Origin of the sequence: Nocardia huaxiensis, assembly GCF_013744875.1 — a bacterium.
Taxonomy (GTDB): domain Bacteria; phylum Actinomycetota; class Actinomycetes; order Mycobacteriales; family Mycobacteriaceae; genus Nocardia; species Nocardia huaxiensis.
Genome location: NZ_CP059399.1, coordinates 7,625,246 through 7,642,912 on the forward strand (window position 1 = coordinate 7,625,246; position 17,667 = coordinate 7,642,912).

17 protein-coding genes are annotated in these 17,667 nt (G+C 67.5%); 9 read left to right on the forward strand and 8 right to left on the reverse strand.

What is annotated here, in order from left to right; genetic code table 11:
- Positions 1–5 precede the first annotated feature (5 nt).
- A complete protein-coding gene (locus tag H0264_RS34920; RefSeq protein ID WP_181581478.1) occupies positions 6–551 on the forward strand; it encodes a dihydrofolate reductase family protein in 546 nt (181 codons plus the stop codon).
- Positions 552–594: 43 nt separating this feature from the next.
- Here the strand turns inward: H0264_RS34920 and H0264_RS34925 are convergent, their stop codons facing one another.
- From H0264_RS34925 to H0264_RS34945, 5 genes are read right to left on the reverse strand one after another with little or no spacing between them, the layout of a single operon-like run.
- Positions 595–1,848 carry a serine hydrolase domain-containing protein gene (locus H0264_RS34925; RefSeq protein WP_220139902.1) on the reverse strand — a complete coding sequence of 418 codons (1,254 nt, stop codon included), beginning with the start codon at positions 1,846–1,848 and terminating at the stop codon, positions 595–597.
- Between the two features lie 58 nt (positions 1,849–1,906).
- Entirely contained in the window at positions 1,907–2,593 is a 687-nt protein-coding gene (locus H0264_RS34930) for a response regulator (protein ID WP_181581480.1), read from the reverse strand.
- The gene (locus H0264_RS34935) at positions 2,590–3,690 is read right to left on the reverse strand and encodes a sensor histidine kinase (protein WP_220139903.1); all 1,101 of its coding nucleotides are present in this window, start codon (positions 3,688–3,690) and stop codon (positions 2,590–2,592) included. The genes H0264_RS34930 and H0264_RS34935 overlap by 4 nt, the downstream gene beginning before the upstream one ends.
- Positions 3,691–3,737: 47 nt before the next feature.
- Positions 3,738–4,550, reverse strand: coding sequence for an Fpg/Nei family DNA glycosylase (locus tag H0264_RS34940; protein WP_181581481.1), 813 nt, complete (start codon positions 4,548–4,550; stop codon positions 3,738–3,740).
- A gap of 3 nt (positions 4,551–4,553) precedes the next feature.
- Positions 4,554–5,027 carry a ribose-5-phosphate isomerase gene (locus tag H0264_RS34945; RefSeq protein WP_181581482.1) on the reverse strand — a complete coding sequence of 158 codons (474 nt, stop codon included), beginning with the start codon at positions 5,025–5,027 and terminating at the stop codon, positions 4,554–4,556.
- 432 nt (positions 5,028–5,459) lie between these two features.
- On the opposite strand from H0264_RS34945, the gene H0264_RS34950 reads away from it, so the two are divergent.
- Positions 5,460–6,515, forward strand: coding sequence for a M48 family metallopeptidase (locus H0264_RS34950; RefSeq protein WP_181586067.1), 1,056 nt, complete (start codon positions 5,460–5,462; stop codon positions 6,513–6,515).
- 66 nt (positions 6,516–6,581) lie between these two features.
- Here the strand turns inward: H0264_RS34950 and H0264_RS34955 are convergent, their stop codons facing one another.
- A complete protein-coding gene (locus tag H0264_RS34955; RefSeq protein ID WP_231084391.1) occupies positions 6,582–7,223 on the reverse strand; it encodes a mycothiol-dependent nitroreductase Rv2466c family protein in 642 nt (213 codons plus the stop codon).
- A gap of 171 nt (positions 7,224–7,394) precedes the next feature.
- On the opposite strand from H0264_RS34955, the gene H0264_RS34960 reads away from it, so the two are divergent.
- The 3 genes from H0264_RS34960 to H0264_RS34975 all read left to right on the forward strand — a co-directional run bounded on the left by H0264_RS34960 (position 7,395) and on the right by H0264_RS34975 (position 10,620).
- The gene (locus H0264_RS34960; protein ID WP_181581483.1) at positions 7,395–8,615 is read left to right on the forward strand and encodes an NAD(P)/FAD-dependent oxidoreductase; all 1,221 of its coding nucleotides are present in this window, start codon (positions 7,395–7,397) and stop codon (positions 8,613–8,615) included.
- Positions 8,616–8,720: 105 nt separating this feature from the next.
- A complete protein-coding gene (locus tag H0264_RS34965; protein ID WP_181581484.1) occupies positions 8,721–9,122 on the forward strand; it encodes a YciI family protein in 402 nt (133 codons plus the stop codon).
- Between the two features lie 10 nt (positions 9,123–9,132).
- Complete coding sequence (locus H0264_RS34975) at positions 9,133–10,620, forward strand: RNA polymerase sigma factor (RefSeq protein ID WP_244976041.1); 1,488 nt, start codon at positions 9,133–9,135, stop codon at positions 10,618–10,620.
- 30 nt (positions 10,621–10,650) lie between these two features.
- On the opposite strand, the gene H0264_RS34980 is transcribed toward H0264_RS34975, so the two are convergent.
- Complete coding sequence (locus H0264_RS34980) at positions 10,651–11,577, reverse strand: AraC family transcriptional regulator (RefSeq protein ID WP_220139904.1); 927 nt, start codon at positions 11,575–11,577, stop codon at positions 10,651–10,653.
- Between the two features lie 118 nt (positions 11,578–11,695).
- Here H0264_RS34980 and H0264_RS34985 point away from each other — a divergent pair, with 118 nt between their 5' ends.
- Positions 11,696–12,391, forward strand: a complete 696-nt coding sequence (locus tag H0264_RS34985; protein ID WP_181581486.1) for an NAD(P)H oxidoreductase — start codon at positions 11,696–11,698, stop codon at positions 12,389–12,391.
- Between the two features lie 75 nt (positions 12,392–12,466).
- Here the strand turns inward: H0264_RS34985 and H0264_RS34990 are convergent, their stop codons facing one another.
- On the reverse strand, positions 12,467–13,291 hold the full coding sequence (locus tag H0264_RS34990) for a phosphoribosylaminoimidazolesuccinocarboxamide synthase (RefSeq protein WP_231084389.1): 825 nt from the start codon (positions 13,289–13,291) through the stop codon (positions 12,467–12,469).
- 135 nt (positions 13,292–13,426) lie between these two features.
- Between H0264_RS34990 and pepN the strand changes: the two genes are divergently transcribed.
- The 3 genes from pepN to H0264_RS35005 all read left to right on the forward strand — a co-directional run bounded on the left by pepN (position 13,427) and on the right by H0264_RS35005 (position 17,611).
- Positions 13,427–16,015, forward strand: a complete 2,589-nt coding sequence (gene pepN, locus H0264_RS34995; RefSeq protein WP_181581488.1) for an aminopeptidase N — start codon at positions 13,427–13,429, stop codon at positions 16,013–16,015.
- A gap of 326 nt (positions 16,016–16,341) precedes the next feature.
- Positions 16,342–16,947 (forward strand): ClpP family protease, encoded by a 606-nt coding sequence (locus H0264_RS35000; RefSeq protein ID WP_181581489.1) that lies wholly within the window; start codon positions 16,342–16,344, stop codon positions 16,945–16,947.
- Positions 16,948–17,017: 70 nt separating this feature from the next.
- Entirely contained in the window at positions 17,018–17,611 is a 594-nt protein-coding gene (locus H0264_RS35005) for a ClpP family protease (RefSeq protein WP_181581490.1), read from the forward strand.
- Positions 17,612–17,667: the final 56 nt, after the last annotated feature.

Here is a 17,667-nt window from a genome sequence, read left to right on the forward strand (position 1 = left end):
TATCCATGCGTCGAATCATCGAATCCACCTTCGTCACCACCGACGGCGTCATCGGCGAACCACACAAATGGGGTGGCCCCTACTGGGATGCCGAGCACAGCGGCTACGCCTCCGAACTCCTCTTCGCCTGCGACGCCCTGCTGCTCGGCCGCGAAACCTACGCGAGCTTCGCGGAGGTCTGGCCCACCCGCCCCAACGACGACCCGTACACCGCGCGCATCAACGCCATGCCCAAGTACGTCGCCTCCCGCACCCTCACGCAAGAGGACGCCACCTGGAACGCCACGATCCTCCAGGGTGACGTCACCGACGCTATCCGCACACTGAAAGCCGAAGCGGGCGGCGACATCCTCAAATTCGGCACCGGTTCGCTCTCACACACCCTGCTCGAGGCGAAACTCGTCGACGAGTACCACTTCTGGATCTTCCCCACGATCGCCGGCAGCGGCGACCGCCTCTTCGAGGGCTACGCCGACCTCACCCACCTCGAACTGCTCGGCACCACAACCTTCAAATCCGGCATCGTGGTGCACCGCCTCGCCCCGCGCTGAATCACCCGGGTCCGGTCGGCGGCGTACGACAGCGCCCCACGAGTCACGCGACCGCGCAGACTATCGCTGTGAACGCGGACGAATACTGTTCGTTGGTCTGCTCGGTGTTGACGCTGATGGTTGCCGCGGTCCCCGTGCTCGTGGCTATCGCCATCGTGCTGAAACCGGGGATCCCACCGGAGTGCCCCCACGCCTCCTTCACCTCGTTCCCGCAGGGCACCTGGAATCGGACCAAACCGAGGCCGTAAGTCATCTCGGTGAAGGGCGGCATCGGCATCGTGTCTTCCATCTGCGCGAGTTGCGCTGCCGGTAGCAGTTTTCCGGTGACCAGCGCGATGAAGAACCTGTTCACGTCGGCTCCGGTGGAGACGATCGCGCCGGCCGCCCCCGCCCATGCCACCTCGGCCTCGGTGACGTCGACCCACTTGTCGTCGACCTTGCGATAGCCCAGCGGGTGCGGATCGCGCAAGCCGGTGTCACCGCGCGACGGAATGTAACTGTCGCGCATGGCGAGAGGATCGAAGATGCGGCTGCTGATCTCGGCGGCGAACGGGCGGCCCGTGACGTGTTCGATCAGCATCGCCAAGAGCGCGTAGTTGGTGTTGGTATAGCGGAATTGCGCTCCGGGTTCGAACTGCGGCGGCATGCTCGTCGCGATACGCACCAGGTCTGCCGACGTGAAATCGCGATAGGCCCGGCCGTCGGTCGTCTGATCGAGTTGCTGAGGCAGCTTTTCGGAGCCGCCTTCGGGAGCGAAGTCCGCGAGTCCACTGGTGTGCTGGAGCAATTGGTGCACCGTGATCCGGTTGCCGTCATTGCCGTTGTCCTGCACCACACCCGGTAGATACCGCTCGATCGGAGCCTCGAGATCGACGGCGCCCTCACCGACAAGTTGCATCACCACCGTGGCAGCGAAAGTCTTTGTGACGCTGCCGATTCGAATATGGGCCCCGTCCGCATAGGGTGCACCGGTGGCAAGGTCACCAGCACCGGCGGTGAACGCGTGCTGCCCGTCCGGTCCGCTGATAATCGCCTGCGCGCCGGGCATCCCGGAGCGGACCAGGCCGGTCAGCGCGTCGGTAACTCGAGTGGACATCGATACATCGGCACTCCGATTCGCTGTGCTGTCGGCCGCAGTGCTTTCCTCGCAACCCACCGCGGCCAGCACCGCCGCGGCGACGATGAGGTACCGGCCGCGTTCCCGAAATATGCCCCAACCCACGCTGTTGTCCCTCTTTCCACCGGATGACGATTTCCTTCTCGAACTGACCGTTCCGACGGTAGAGACGGGATCCATCCACGCCTATCCGGTAACGCCCGGAATTCGCTGTACCCCCAGGGTGGTACATCCGGCGTTACGGGTGCCGGTGATCGGTCGGCGGGAAGGGCGTGATCAAGCCGCTCTCGTAGACGGCGACGACGACTTGCGCACGGCTGGACAGCCCGAGTTTGCCGATAATCCGTTTGACGTGGGTTTTGACGGTGGCTTCGCTGAGTTCCAGGTGCCGCGCGATCTGGGCATTGGTCAGGCCATTGCCGATCAGCCGTGCGACCTCGGTCTCGCGAGGAGTGAGAGCGCGCAGCCGAGGGCCGGCGGCAGCCCTGGTCCGGTGCTGGTGTGCATAGGTTTCGATCAGCCTGCGCGTGATGACGGGGGAGAGGAGCATGTCACCGGCGACGATGGCCTGCACGGCGGTGATGATCCGCTGCGCCGGAGTGTCCTTGAGCAGAAATCCGGACGCTCCGGACGCGAGCGCGGCATAGACGTATTCATCGAGGTCGAAGGTGGTGAGAACGACAACCTGCGGTCGGTTGTCGGCTGGAACATCCAGAAGCTGTCGGGTAGCCGCGATCCCGTCGAGCACGGGCATCCGGATATCCATCAGGATCACATCCGGGGAAGTGCGGGTCGCGAGTTCGACGGCCTGGCGACCGTCGGCGGCTTCGCCCACGATCTCGAATCCGGGTGCGGCGCTGAACAGGGTGGTCAGCCCGGCACGGATGAGCGCTTGGTCATCGGCGACGAGTACGCGGATGGTCATCGAACCCCGCTCGTCGGCAGCCGCAGTTCGACAGCGAATCCGCCGCTGGTGCGCGGGCCTGCGGTCAGGACACCGCCGTACAGCTCGGCGCGCTCGCGCATCCCCGAGATACCCTGCGGCACAGCAGAACTCGTCGACGGTACGCATGCATGGCCGTTGTCGATCACCCGCACCGTCAGCGTGTGTTCGCCGTAGTCGAGATAGATCCGGGCCGCCGCGGGGCCGGCATGTTTGAGGACGTTCGTCAGCGCTTCCTGCGCAATTCGGTAGGCGCACAGGTCCATTCCCGGCGGCAGCGGCCGAGCTCGCCCGGTGCGGATGAGTTCGATGGGCAGACCGGCCGCACGAGTGCGGTCGGCCAGTTCATTGAGCTGCGCCAGGCCCGGCTGCGGGTGGTAATCCGCATGATCATCGGGGTCGGTCCGTAACACCGCAAGCATCCGTCGCATCTCGGCCAGCGCCTGGCCACCGGAATCGGCGATCGCGGTGAGCGCCGTGCGTGCGGCCCGCGGATCGGAATCCAATACGTACTCGGCCACTCCGGCTTGCAGAGAGATAACCGATATGTGATGGGCGACAATATCGTGCAATTCCCGCGCGATCCGCGCCCGCTCCTCGGCGGCGGCCTGCGCCGCCCGCTGGTCGGCCCGCTCGGCCCACCGCCGGAACGCGTCGCCCAGCGCCCACGCACCCACCGTCTGCAGTACCGCGTTCACCGCATCCGGCCAGCTCAATCCGGCAGCCGTCGGCAGGTAGGCGAATAGCGCGGCGGCCAACGCCAGCACCCAGATGATCGCGGCGACCCGGGTGGGCCGATGCTGCGCCACGCTGAACATCCCGACCAGTAGGCCGATCCCATAGAGCGGGAAGTCCCCGCCGTGGCCGAGCAGGAGGTACGCGACCACCGCACCGCTGATGATCACCACGCATGCCACCGGCGCATAACTGCGCACCACGACAGGTGCTGTCGACAATGCCGCCAATATCACCGCCGGCCAACTCGTACGATCCGACGTCGGCATGCCGACCACGGTCAAGGCTGTCAGCGTCACCGCGAGCAGCGTGTCGATCAGCAGTGGCCGATGATTTGCCCACACCCGCCCACGATAGCCACGCCGACGCGCAAGCCACCACCGATCGAACCTCAGTGAGCCTGACAGGTGGGGCACCAGAACAGGTTTCGGCCCTCCATCACCGTGTGCAGCGCGGCGGTCCCGCACAGGCGGCAGGGATCGCCGGCCCGGCGGTAGACGTAGGTACGCGGACGGTCGGCGGCGTAGGACGGGGCGCCGTGATCGTGCTCGGGACGCACCACGTGCATCAGGCCGCGGCGGACGCCGATCTTCATGAGCTCGACCAGGTCGTCCCAGATGGCCTGCCACTCTTCACGACTCAGCTGCTTGCCGGGGCGGTGCGGTGAAATGCCGTGGCGGAAAAGGACTTCGGCGCGGTAGACGTTGCCGACCCCGGCCAGGACCTTCTGGTCCATGAGCAGCGCGCCGATGGGGCGTTGGGAGCGGGACAGGCGGTGCCAGGCGCGGTCCGGGTCGGCGTCGCGGCGCAGCGGGTCGGGGCCCAAACGTGCTGTGAGGGCGTCTACTTCGGGTTCGAGCAGGACTTCGCAGGCGGTGGGGCCGCGCAGGTCGGTGCCGAATGCTGCGCCGGAGCGGCCGGCGCCGATCATGCGCATGCGCACCTCGCCGACCGGATCGGTCAGGGGCGCGGGGGATTCGGTGAACTTGCCGTACAGGCCGAGGTGGACGTGTACGACCAGGCCCGAATCATAGTGGTGCAGTAGGTGTTTGCCCCAGGCGTCGGCCTTGGTCAGGACCTGGCCGTCGATGAGCGCCGCACCTTCGGCGAAGCGGCCCTGCGGGCTCCAGACGCGGACCTGACCGCCGGCGAAGCGCTTGTGGTGCAGCTTCGCCAGGCGGTGCAGCGTATGGCCTTCCGGCACAGGTCAGTACGCGGGGACGGCGGGGGCGACGCCGGTCTTCTCGTACTCGGCGAGGATGTCGATGCGACGCTGGTGGCGCGGCTCCTCCGACCACGGGGTGGACAGGAAGGCGTCGACGATGGCGAGAGCCTCCTCGGTGGAGTGCATGCGGCCGCCGATGCCGATCAGCTGGGCGTTGTTGTGCTGGCGGGCCAGCTGTGCGGTCTCGACGCTCCAGGCCAGGGCGCAGCGGGCGCCGGGGACCTTGTTGGCGGCGATCTGCTCGCCATTGCCGGAGCCACCGAAAACCAGGCCGAGCGAGCCCGGGTCAGCGACGGTGCGGCGGGCGGCCTCGATGCAGAAGGCCGGGTAGTCATCGAGGGCGTCGTATTCGAGGGCGCCGCAATCGGTGACCTCATGGCCCTGGCCCTCGAGGTGAGCCTTGACGATGTTCTTCAGTTCGAAGCCGGCGTGGTCGGCACCCAGGTATACGCGCATGCGGGAGATTCTGTCAGGTGTCGGTTCTGGGTGGGGGTGAGGGGCGGCAGTCTTGGTTCGGGATGAGGGGGGCTCCGGCTCTATTTTTCCCAGGGGCTCCGCCCCCGGACCCCCGGTATCGGGGGCGCTGCCCCCGGCCCCCGTTACTGGGTGGGAGTTTCTTGGGGTGCTGTTATTCAGTGCCGAGCGATTAACGCGGAGTCATGGCTCGCGCGAATAACAGGGTGCTCCTGTCGCCGAGGTCACGGTCGGCGGGAAGTGAACCCAGTCGCCAGGGCCGTCCTGTTCCCGCTACAGAAACGTAGAGTTCACGCCATGACGTCGGACGATCAATCACCGCCGCCGAACGCCACTTCGGGGGAAACGCCTGGCGGGCAGCAGCCCGTCGCAGAGTCGCAGCAGCCTGCTGCGCAATGGAATCCGGTCACCGGGATGTCGGGGTGGAATCCGCAGGTCGGACCGCCCGGATGGGGTGTGCAGGCCGCGTACACGCCGCCGGTGATCCCGCCGCACGACAAGACCCGCGGGCTGTCGCCGTTCGGGATGCCGGCACGGCACAGCTGGGAGATCCCGCTACTGGTGGTGGTCGTGGTGATCACCTTCTTCGCCTACCTGTTCGCGCTGGTGGAACTGTTCTTCGGGGACAGCATCAACGACTATCTGCTGATTCTGATCCTGGCCCCGCTGATCCTGTGGTTCGGGCGAGGCACCAACTACGCGACCATGCGGATCAATGGCGTGAAGATGTCGCCCACCCAGTTCCCGGAGGGGTACCGGATGGTGCAGGAGGCGGCGGCGCGGCTCGGTATGAAGCAGGCGCCCGACGCGTTCGTGATCACCGGCAATGGGCAGATCAATGCCTTCGCCTCCGGTCACGGGTTCCGGCGGTTCGTGGTGGTCTACAGCGATCTGTTCGAAATCAGCGGCGCGGCACGGCAACCCGACGCGCTGGCCTTCATCATCGGGCACGAGGTCGGGCACATCGCGGCCGGGCATGTGTCGTACTGGCGGCAGCTGGGCATGTTCGCGGTGCCGTTCCTGCCGATCATCGGCAGTTCGCTGGTGCGCTCGCAGGAGTACACGGCCGACAACTACGGCTACTGCAACCGGCATGTGGGCGCGCAGGGCGCCATGCAGACCCTCGCCGCGGGCAAGTACCTCAATACGCTGGTCGGATTCGACGAGATGGCCGATCGCGCACCGCAGGAGAAGGGCTTCTTCGTGTGGATCGTGAACGCGCTGTCCAGCCATCCGGTGCTGACCTGGCGCATGTGGGCGCTGCGTGATCGCAGCCGCCACGGCAAGCTGTTCCTGCGCCCGGACGCGCCCATGATGCCGCCGCAGCCGCCGCCGGGCTTCCCGCCGCAGGGCGGCTACCCGCCGTACCCGGGCGGGCCGCAGCAGTATCCGACCGGCGGTTTCCCGCAGCAGCCGCCCTTCCCGCAGGGCGGTTACGGCGACACCACGCAGTTCAAACGGCCGATCTGAGCCGCGCGCCGGCCGGCGCTAGGCCGTGCCCCCGTCCGAAACGACGGGGGCACGGCCATTTTCAGCTCAGTCGAACTCCGGGTCCTCGGTGCGGGTCCGCTTGAGCTCGAAGAAGTGCGGGAAGGAGGCCAGCGCCACGACGCCGTCCCACACCTTGCCCGCGACCTCCCCGCGCGGAATGCGCGAGAGCACCGGCCCGAAGAACGCCACGCCGTTCACATGGATGGTCGGTGTGCCGACATCCTTGCCGACCTTGTCCATTCCGGCGTGGTGTGAGGCCCGCAGCGCGGTGTCGTAGTCGGCGCTCTCGGCGGCGGCCGCGAGATCGGCGGGCAGGCCGACCTCGTCCAGCGCCTCGGCGATGGCGACCTTCAGCAGCTGATCCCCGTGCTCGGCCTCGAGCTCCGCGCGCCGGTTGTGCAGGCGGGTGCCCAGCGCGGTGTACAGCGGTGCGAGCACCTTGTCGCCGTTGGCCTCGGCGGCGGCGATGGCGACCCGCACCGGGCCCCACGCGGTCTTCATCAGTTCCCGGTACTGCTCGGGCAGGTCGTCGCGGCCCTCGTTGAGCACCGCGAGGCTCATGACGTGGAAGTTCACGTCGATATCGCGTACCTGCTCGACCTCGAGGATCCAGCGGGAGGTGATCCAGCACCACGGGCACAGCGGATCGAACCAGAAATCGACCCGATCCTTCTTGGCGTCGCTCACGAGCGCTTCCTTTCGCGTATGGGGGTTACGGCCGCGCCGGACACTCTTCGCACACAGGACACGGCCGTACTCCATGCGCAACAACGAACAATCTTGCCGATATTTCCGCCGGTGCTCCGCGCACGAGGGCTAGGGTCGAAACAGGGGCTCATCGGTGCAGGGAGGTTCGGCATGACCACGGCATCCAGGTTCGTCATCGCGGGCGGTGGGCTGGCGGCAGCCAAGCTCGCGGAAGCCTTGCGCGCCAATGATTTCGACGGCACCGTGAGCCTCATCTGCGGGGAGGAGCGGCTGCCCTACGAACGCCCGCCGCTGTCCAAGGAATGCCTGCTGGGCAAGAAGACGCCCGACGACTGCATCGTGGACCCCGCCCAGTGGTACCGCGACCATCACATCGAGATCCTGGTCGGCACCACCGTCACCGGCGTCGACCGCAGCACCAAAACCGTTGCGCTGCCGGACGGTACGACCCTGCCCTACGACAAACTGGCCCTGGCCACCGGATCTCGCCCGCGCCGGCTCCCGGTGCCGGGCGCCGACGCCGCCGGGGTGTACACGCTGCGCAATGCCGAGGACACCGAGGCGCTGCTCGAAATGTTCCGCACCGCACGGCGATTGGTGGTGGTCGGCGGCGGCTGGATCGGCCTGGAGGTGACGGCCGCGGCCCGCACGGCCGGGCTGGAGGTCACCGTCCTCGAGGCGCTGCCGGTGCCATTGCAGACCGCGCTCGGGGCCGAGATGGGTCAGGTCTTCGCCGACCTGCACCGCGAGCACGGGGTGGATCTGCGCTGTGCGGCGAAGGTCGCCGAGATCACGGTCCGCGACGGCCGCGCCACCGGCGTGCGACTGTCCGACGACACCCGGATCGAGGCCGACGCGGTGCTGATCGCGGTCGGCGCGCGACCCAATATCGATCTGGCGGTCGACGCGGGCCTGGCCACCGCCGACGGCGTTCTGGTCGACGAGAGTCTGGCCACCAGCGACCCGGATATCGTCGCGGTGGGCGATATCGCCGACCAGATGCATCCGGTGCTGGGCCGGCGGATTCGCGTGGAGCACTGGGCGAATGCCCTCAACCAGCCCGCCGTCGCCGCGGCCACCATGCTCGGCAAATCGGCCGTCTACGACCGCCTGCCCTACTTCTTCACCGATCAGTACGACCTCGGCATGGAGTACACGGGCTATGTCGCGCCGAAGCAGGACGCCCGCGTCGTGGTGCGCGGCGATCTGGGCAAGCGCGAGTTTGTGGCCTTCTGGCTGGACTCCGGCAATCGCGTGCTGGCCGGAATGAATGTGAACGTGTGGGATGTGACAGACCGGATCAAAGCCCTGATCCTGAGCGGCGAACCGGTCGATCCGGACCGCCTCGCCGACCCCGCCACACCACTGTGACCACCGTCACATGACTGCACTCGAAACTACGTCGAACCCGCCGACGCCGCTCCGACCTGTAGGTGAGAGCGCCGCTGGGGCGCTACCCCTCCGAAGGAGCACACCGTGAAGTACATGCTGATCAAGACCTACTCCGCCGCCGCCTACTGCGACACCCCGATCGACCAGTGGGCGCCGGAGGACATCATGGCGCACATCGATTTCCAGCGGCTGCTCGGCGAGGAGCTCGCCAAATCCGGCGAACTCGTCGACGCTCAGGGCCTGGCCGGGCCCGACGAGGCCCGCATCGTCACCTCCGACGGCCGCTCCGCCCCGGTGGTCACCGACGGCCCCTTTCCGGAAACCAAGGAACTCCTCGCCGGCTACTGGATCATCGACGTCGACTCCCCCGAACGCGCCGTCGAAATCGCCGCCAAAGCCTCCGCCGCCCCCGGCCCCGGCGGCAAGCCGATCGGCGAACACATCGAGGTCCGTCAGATCATGAGCGCCCCCACCCCGGATCAGTGACACTGTCCGGGTGAGCGAATCGACCTCGAGGACGGCCGCCGCCGCCCCTCGACCGCGAATCCCGGCCGACACGGAGGACCTGCTGCGCGACCTCGCGCCGCAGGTCCTCGGCGTTCTGGTCCGCCGCTACGGCGATTTCGACACCGCCGAGGACGCCGTCCAGGAGGCCCTCCTCGCCGCCGCGCTCCAGTGGCCCGAGGAAGGGCAACCGGACAACCCCCGCGCCTGGCTGATCGAAGTCGCCAAACGCCGCTACATCGACATCGTCCGCTCCGAAGCGGCGCGGCGAAATCGTGAGAGCGCCAACGCATTCCGCGAGGGCGGTCCGGGATACAGCGCCACCGGGGTCCCGGACAGCGGCGCCCAGGCGGCCCACCACGACGGCGGAGCGATATACGGCGAAGCCGCAGCCGGACATGGCGAAGCCGGAGCCGAAACAGGGCGTGGTGCGGCGGCGGACAGCGGCCGGGTAGGAGGCGGCGCCAGCAGCACGTCGAGGGCCGATTACGGCTCGAGCGTCAGCGGATACGGCGTACCCGGGGGCGGCGCGGATGATCGGGATGACACCCTCACGCTCTTCTTTCTCTGCTGCCATCCGGCGCTGTCGTCGGCGAGTGCCATTGCGCTGACCCTGCGCGCGGTCGGCGGGCTCACCACCGAGGAGATCGCGCGCGCGTTCCTTCTACCGGAATCGACTATGGCGCAGCGTATTACGCGCGCGAAGAAGCGCCTTGCCGCTGTCGACCGGCCGTTCGCCACTCCGGGAGAGGCAGCGGAGCACGGCTATGTGGGTGAATGGCGGGAGCGCGTCGCGGCGGTATTACATGTGCTGTACCTGATTTTCACCGAAGGCCACACCACCTCGGGTGCTCGGTTGCGCCGGGCAGATCTGTCGGCGGAGGCAATCCGGCTGGCCCGCGCGCTGCACGGCCTACTGCCCGATGAGCCGGAAGTCACCGCACTGCTGGCACTGTTGCTGCTCAACGACTCTCGCCGGGCCGCGCGCATCGGATCGCGCGGTGAATTGATCCCGCTGGCCGAACAGGACCGGCGGCTGTGGGACCACGTGGCCATCACCGAGGGGGTGCGGCTCGTCACCACGACACTGTCCAGCGGGCTCAGTGGGCCGTATCAGATTCAGGCCGCGATTGCCGCGTTGCATGCGCAGGCGCTGCGGCCCGAGGACACGCAGTGGGATCGAATCCTGCAGTTGTACACCAGACTCGAAACGCTGCAACCCAATCCGATAGTCACGCTGAACCGTGCGGTGGCCGTTGCCATGGTCGACGGTCCGCGTGCGGGGTTGAAGGTCACCGAGCAGCTCGACAAAACCCTCACGGGCACACATCGACTCGATGCCGTGCGCGGTCACCTACACGAGATGGCAGGCGACACAGCGGAGGCCGTCACCGCCTACACCGCTGCGGCGCGGCGCACCACCAGCGTCCCCGAGCGCGACTACCTCATGCTTCGCGCTGCTCGTCTGCGCCGGGGATGAGTTCGACGCGGCACGGCCTACCGGAACAGCTCACGCTGCGGCGCGAAAAGCGCTGGGGCTCAGCCCTTTGTGCCGTTTGAAGGCGGCGCTGAACCCGAACGGGTCGGCATAGCCCACAGATCTGGCTATCTGCGCGACGGTGAAGTCGGTGCCGCTCAACAGTTCCTGGGCCTCGTCCATGCGGAACTCGGTGAGGTAGGTGAGCGGCGGCTGGCCCATCAGCGCGGCGAAGCGCTTGGCGAACAGGGCGCGGGAGACGCCCGCCTGCGCGGCCAGCGAGGCGACCGTCCATCCGGCGGACGGCTGATTGTGGATGGCTTCGAGGGCCGGGGCCACCACCGGATCCCCGAGACCGCGGAACCAGCTCGGGGCATCGGCGCCCGCACGGTCGAACCAGGTGCGCAGGGTGCAGACCAGTGCCCAGTCCAGCAGCCGGTCCATCAGCGCCTGGGATCCGGCGATCTGAGCGGCCGCCTCGTTCGCGACCGACTCCATCCAGGCGCACTGATCCGGATCCTCGGTGATGACCATGGCGGGCGGGAGCACGCGCAGCAGTCGTTCGTGCCGGTTGCCGGTGGCCTGATACGCACCGACGATGAGCGCGGTCGCGCCGTCCGAGTCATTGCCCCAGCTGATTCCGCCGAGCGATTCCGCCTCGCACTCGGCATCGGTTGTGAAGCAGGCGATTTCGAACTCTTCGTGCGGGCCGTGCAGGGAATCGGCCTCATCGGCCAGGTGGAAGGGTTCGGGGCCGCGCACGATGACGGTGTCGCCGCGATTCACCCGAATATTGTTGTGCCCCGGCAGGATCAGCGTGCCGCCGCCGTGCAGGACGGTGATCATGGTCAAGGGTGCGCGGTCGGCGAAGCGGATGGTCCACGGGGCCGCGAGAACGGCGTGACTGACCACCGACCCTTCGGCGCGGATACCGCTCAGGAGCGAACTCAGTGGATCCATGCGAACCACTGTAGACGAACTCCTATCCATCGAAGCTTTTCTCCCATGGATCGTCCACACGATCCCGGGTCTACTGGAGCCAATCGATTCGAGCAACCCGATCATCGAGGGGAATCCCATGCAGCACAACGGAACTCAGCAGAACGACAGCTCGGCCCCGGTCGCGCTGGTGGTGGTCGCCCACCACCGCGGCGATTCGCTGACCGCGCACATCGGCCGCAATACCGTGGCGCAACTGGAGGCGGCCGGCTACCGCGTCGACCTGCTCGACCTGCATGCCGAGGGCTACGACCCGCGCATGAACACCGAGGACCAGCCCGATTGGGGCAATCGCGACAAGGCGTACTCCACGGAAACGCAGGACCACATGCGCCGCATCCTCGCCGCCGACATTGTGATCGCAGCCTTCCCGGTGTACTGGATGAGCGTTCCCGCCATCCTCAAGGGCTGGATCGACCGCGTCTGGAACTACGGATTCGCCTACGGCCGCAGCAAGCCGCGCCTGGCCGGCAAACGCATGCTGTGGCTGGGTCTGGCCGGCGCCACCGCCGACGACGCGATCGTTCCCGCCATGACCGAGGCCCTCGACGCCCAGCTCAGCGCGGGCATCGCCTACTACTGCGGCTTCGCGCACTCGAGCGTCGCCCTGCTCCCCGATGCCGAGGAGCGCCCCCAGCGCGTGGACGACGCGGGCAACCTGTCCATCGGCGACGCCATCAGCGGTGACCTGCGCGAGCAGCACTACCGCGAATTCGACCGCAAGGCAGCCGCATTCGTCGAGGAATTCCTCGCCGCCGACCGCGTCCCCGCCTAGCCGGACATCGAGCGGGACCTGGTGGCGTGGCCTACTCGGCCGATGCCGCCATCAGGTCCCGTTGATCTTGTGGGGCTATGCCCAGGACTTGCCGGTGATGAGTTCGTAGGCCTGCATGTACTTCTGGCGGGTGACCTCGACGACCTCGGCGGGGATCTCCGGGCCGGGGTACTCCTTGTTCCAGCCGGTGGAGGTGGACCAGTCGCGCACGTACTGCTTGTCGAAGGACTTCTGCGGGCGGCCGGGCTCATAGTCGTCGGCGGGCCAGAAGCGCGAGGAGTCCGAGGTCAGCACCTCGTCGCCGAGGGTGAGAACGTCTCCGTCCCAGCCGAGTTCGATCTTCGTGTCGGCAATGATGACACCGCGCGCGGCGGCGTGCTCGGCGCCGCGGGCATACACGCCCAGGGTCAGGTCGCGCAGCTGCTCGGCGACCTCCTTGCCCTCCTGGTTCACCACATCCGCGAAGCTGATGGGCTCGTCGTGGCCCTCGTCGGCCTTGGTGGTGGGGGTGAAGATGGGCTCGGGCAACTTGTCGCCGTCCCGCAGGCCGGGCGGCAGCGCGATGCCGGAGACGGTGCCGGTGGCCTGGTACTCCTTGAGGCCGGAGCCGGTCAGGTAGCCGCGCGCGATGCACTCGACCTTGACCATCTGCAACGGCTTCACCCGCACGCCGCGGCCGGCGAACTCGGCGGGCACATCGGTGGTGGAGATGATGTGGTTCGGCACATCGGAGAAGAATTCGAACCACCAGTTCGACAGCTGGGTGAGCATCGCGCCCTTGTCCGGAATCGGGGTGGGCAGCACCACGTCGTACACCGACACGCGATCGGAGGCGACCAGGATCAGCGAATCGCCGTCCTCGTACAGGTCGCGCACCTTACCGGCGTGGATGTGCTTCAACTGGCTGCCTCCTGTGTCTACCCGCGACTCTCGCAGCCACCACCCTACCGAGGGCGCTCTCCGGCCCTGAACAGGGTGTGAACGTGGCATTCTGGTCACCGCACGACACAGTTCTCCCAGAGCTAAGGAGCCCTCTTGTCCGCACCGAATCTCACCCGCGAGCAGGCGATCCAACGCGCCGCGACGGTCCAGGTGGAGAACTACCGCGTCGAATTGGATCTGACAGGGCAGCCCACCAGTGCCGAGGCCGCGCGGAGTGAGCACTTCCATTCGAAGTCGACGGTGACCTTCACGGCGACGCCCGGCGCGGAAACCTTCATCGACATCGTGGGCGCGGGCGTGCGGTCGGCGGTGCTCAACGGCACGCCGATCGATGTGAGCGACTACGACGAAGCCGAGGGCCTCACCCTCACCGGACTCGCCGAGCACAACACCCTCGTCGTCGAGGCCGACTGCGAATACTCGCACACCGGCGAGGGCCTGCACCGGTTCGTCGACCCCACCGACAACAAGGTCTACCTGTACTCGCAGTTCGAAACCGCCGACGCCAAGCGGATGTTCGCCTGCTTCGACCAGCCGGACCTCAAGGCCACCTACGACATGATCGTGACCGCGCCCGAGGACTGGGAGGTCATCTCCAACGGCGCGGCGACCGGCACCCGCAAGATCGGCACCGTGGTCGAGCACACCTTCGCCACCACCCCGCGCATGAGCACCTACCTGGTGGCGCTCATCGCCGGACCGTACGCGAAATGGACCGACTCCTACTCCGATTCGCACGGGGAGATCCCGCTCGGCATCTACTGCCGCGCCTCGCTGGCCGAATTCATGGACGCCGAACGGCTTTTCACCGAAACCAAGCAGGGTTTCGAGTTCTACCACACCAATTTCGGTGTGCCGTACGCCTTCGGCAAGTACGACCAGCTGTTCGTGCCCGAATTCAATGCGGGCGCCATGGAGAACGCGGGCGCGGTCACCTTCCTCGAGGATTACGTGTTCCGCTCCAAGGTGACTCGCGCCTCCTACGAGCGCCGCTGCGAGACCGTACTGCACGAGATGGCGCACATGTGGTTCGGCGACCTGGTCACCATGAAGTGGTGGGACGACCTGTGGCTCAACGAATCCTTCGCCACCTTCGCCTCGGTGCTGTGCCAGGTCGGCGCGACCGAATACACCAATGCCTGGACCACTTTCGCGAACGTGGAGAAGTCCTGGGCGTACCGGCAGGACCAGCTGCCCTCCACCCACCCCATTGCCGCCGACATCCCGGACCTGGCGGCCGTCGAGGTGAACTTCGACGGAATCACCTACGCCAAGGGCGCTTCCGTGCTCAAGCAGCTGGTGGCCTACGTCGGCCTGGAGCCGTTCCTGGCTGGCCTGCGCGACTACTTCACCGAACACGCCTACGGCAATGCCACCTTCGACGATCTGGTGGGTGCGCTGGAGAAGTCCTCCGGCCGCGACCTGTCCGACTGGGGTGCGCAGTGGCTCAAGACCACCGGGCTGAACATCCTGCGGCCCGAATTCCAGGTGGCGGACGGCAAGTTCACCTCCTTCACCGTCGTGCAGGACGGCGCGGAGCCCGGCGCGGGTGAGCGGCGCGTGCACCGCATCGCCGTCGGCATCTACGACGATCAGGACGGAAAGCTGGTGCGCACCAAACGCATCGAGCTGGACGTGAACCCGGCCGAGCGCACCGAGGTGGCGGAGCTGGTCGGTGTCGCCGCGGGCAAGCTGGTGCTGGTCAACGACGACGACCTCACCTACTGCTCGCTGCGCCTGGACCCGGAATCCCTTGCCACCGTGGTGGATCGGATCGCCGATATCGCCGAGCCGCTCCCCCGCACACTGTGCTGGTCGGCGGCGTGGGAGATGACCCGCCAGGCCGAGATGAAGGCTCGCGACTTCGTGGCCCTGGTCCAGCGCGGCGTCGGCGCGGAGACGGAAATCGGTGTGGTGCAGCGCCTTCTGATGCAGGCGCACACCGCGCTGTCCGCCTACGCGGATCCGGCGTGGGCGGATCAGCACGGCTGGCCCGAATTCGCCGACCGGCTGCTGGAATTGGCGCGCGCCGCCGAGGCCGGTTCCGACTACCAGCTGGCCTTCGTCAACGCGCTCACCGGCGCCCGGCTCTCGGCCGCGCACACCGAGGTGCTGCGTCAGCTCCTCGACGCCGACCCGTCGACCGTGGGACTGGCGGGCCTCACCGTCGACACCGACCTGCGCTGGCGGCTCGTCCAGGCGCTGGCCGCCGCCGGTGAGATCGACGCCGACGGCATCGAAACCCCGTTCATCGACAGCGAATTGGAGCGTGACCCCACCGCCGCCGGCCGCCGCCAGGCCGCCGCCGCCGGTGCGGCCCGCCCGCAGGCCGCCGTCAAGGACGTCGCGTGGGCGACCACCATGGGCGACGACTCGGTCCCCAACATCACCGCGCGCGCGATCGTCACCGGCTTCGCACCGGTGGGCCAGGCAGAACTGCTGTCCCCCTACGTCGAACGCTACTTCTCCGAGGTGGCGGGCGTCTGGGATCGCCGCTCCAGCGAGGTCGCGCAGACGGTCGTCGTCGGCCTCTACCCGCACTGGGCCATCACCGACGAGGCGGTCGCGGTCGCCGACAAGTTCCTCTCCGACGACCACCCGCCGGCCCTGCGCCGCCTGGTGGTGGAAGGCAAGGCGGGCATCGAACGCTCCCTGCGCGCCCGCGCCTTCGACCAGCAGTAGCCGACCGTCGTAAACCGCAGTGCCGCACCCTCTTCCGCTCGGCCGGAAGGGGGTGCGCGCATTTCCGGACCCGCCTCGAACTTGCCCGGCTCAGGTGGACCTACTGAAGCCGGAGTCACGAAGTTGCACCGTCATCCCGGCCAAAAGCGCGCCGGGATGACGAGCGATCACCTCGAGCCGACGACGTCGGTAACCCCTCCTCAGCGCCACCTGGCGTCCCCGGGGCGGGGTGTCGCAGCGGACCGCCGAATCCACGCTGCTGTGAGCAGATCCGCTCAGGGCAGCGTGGGGCGAAATCCGTGGTGCGGCTGCGGCACGGTGGATGCATGGCACAGGACAACAAGACGCCGATGTTCAACTGGCGCACCCGGGAACAGCTTTTCGCGCGGCGGATTCTGGTGTTGGACGGTCCGCTGGACGACGACAACGGAACTCTGCTCATGACGCAGATCCTGAGTCTGGCGTCCGAGGATCCGGAGACCGGCATCTCGCTGTGGATCCACTCGCCGGGCGGCTCGGTGCCGTCCATGCTCGCCATCCGCGACGTCATGCGGCTGGTGCCGTGCGAGGTGTCCACCCTGGCCCTCGGATTGGCGTGCAGCGCAGGACAATTCCTGCTGTCGGCCGGACAGAAGGGCCGCCGCTTCGCGCTCCCGCACGCCCGCGTCCTCATGCATCAGGGTTCGGCCGGAATCGGTGGCAGCGCAGGCGAAGTCGAGGTTCAGGCCGACGATCTGCGGCACACCGTGCAGACAGTGCTCGGCCTCATCGCCGAGGACACCGGCCAGCCCTACGACCAGATCTACGAGGACTCCCTGCACGACCGCTGGTTCACCGCCGCCCAGGCCCGCGACTACGGCTTCATCGACGGCATCGTGGATTCGTTCTGGCAGGTCGTCCCGCAGCGCCACAAGATGGGAATGTCGGCATGAGCGGTCAGGCGCGGAGGAGGCAGCGCAGCGTCACCACGCAGCGCCCCGATCAGGCCGGAAAGGACAGAGCATGAGCAGCTACACCATCCCCAATGTCATCGCCCAGAACCCGCGCGGCGAACGCATCATGGACGTCTACTCGCATCTGCTCAGCGAGCGCATCGTCTACCTGGGCACCCCCATCGACTCCGGCGTGGCCAACGCCCTGATCGCCCAGCTGCTGCACCTGGACGCCGACAGTCCCGGCCAGGAAATCAACCTCTACATCAACTGCGAGGGCGGCGAACTGCCCGGCATGCTCGCCGTCTACGACACCATGCAGCACATCTCCTCCCCCGTGGCCACCACCTGCGTAGGCCAGGCCATAGCGGTGGGCGCGGTGCTCCTGGCGGGTGGCGCGAAGGGCCGCCGAGCCATGCTCCCGCACGCCCGAATAGTCCTGCACCAGCCCGCAACCCGAGGCCAGGGCACCATCCCCGATCTGCTGCTGGAAGCCGAGGAACTGGTCCGCATGCGCGCCGAAATCGAGGGCATCCTGTCCCGCCACACCGGCCAATCCCAGGAAACCCTCCGCCGCGACACCGACCGCGACCGCGTCTTCACCACCCAGGCAGCCCTCGACTACGGCCTCATCGACCAAGTCCTGGGCCCCCGCTCCGACTGAGCACCCGGCCTGAGCGCACACTTTCGGCGGGGTTTCTGCCATTCCGACAGAATTCG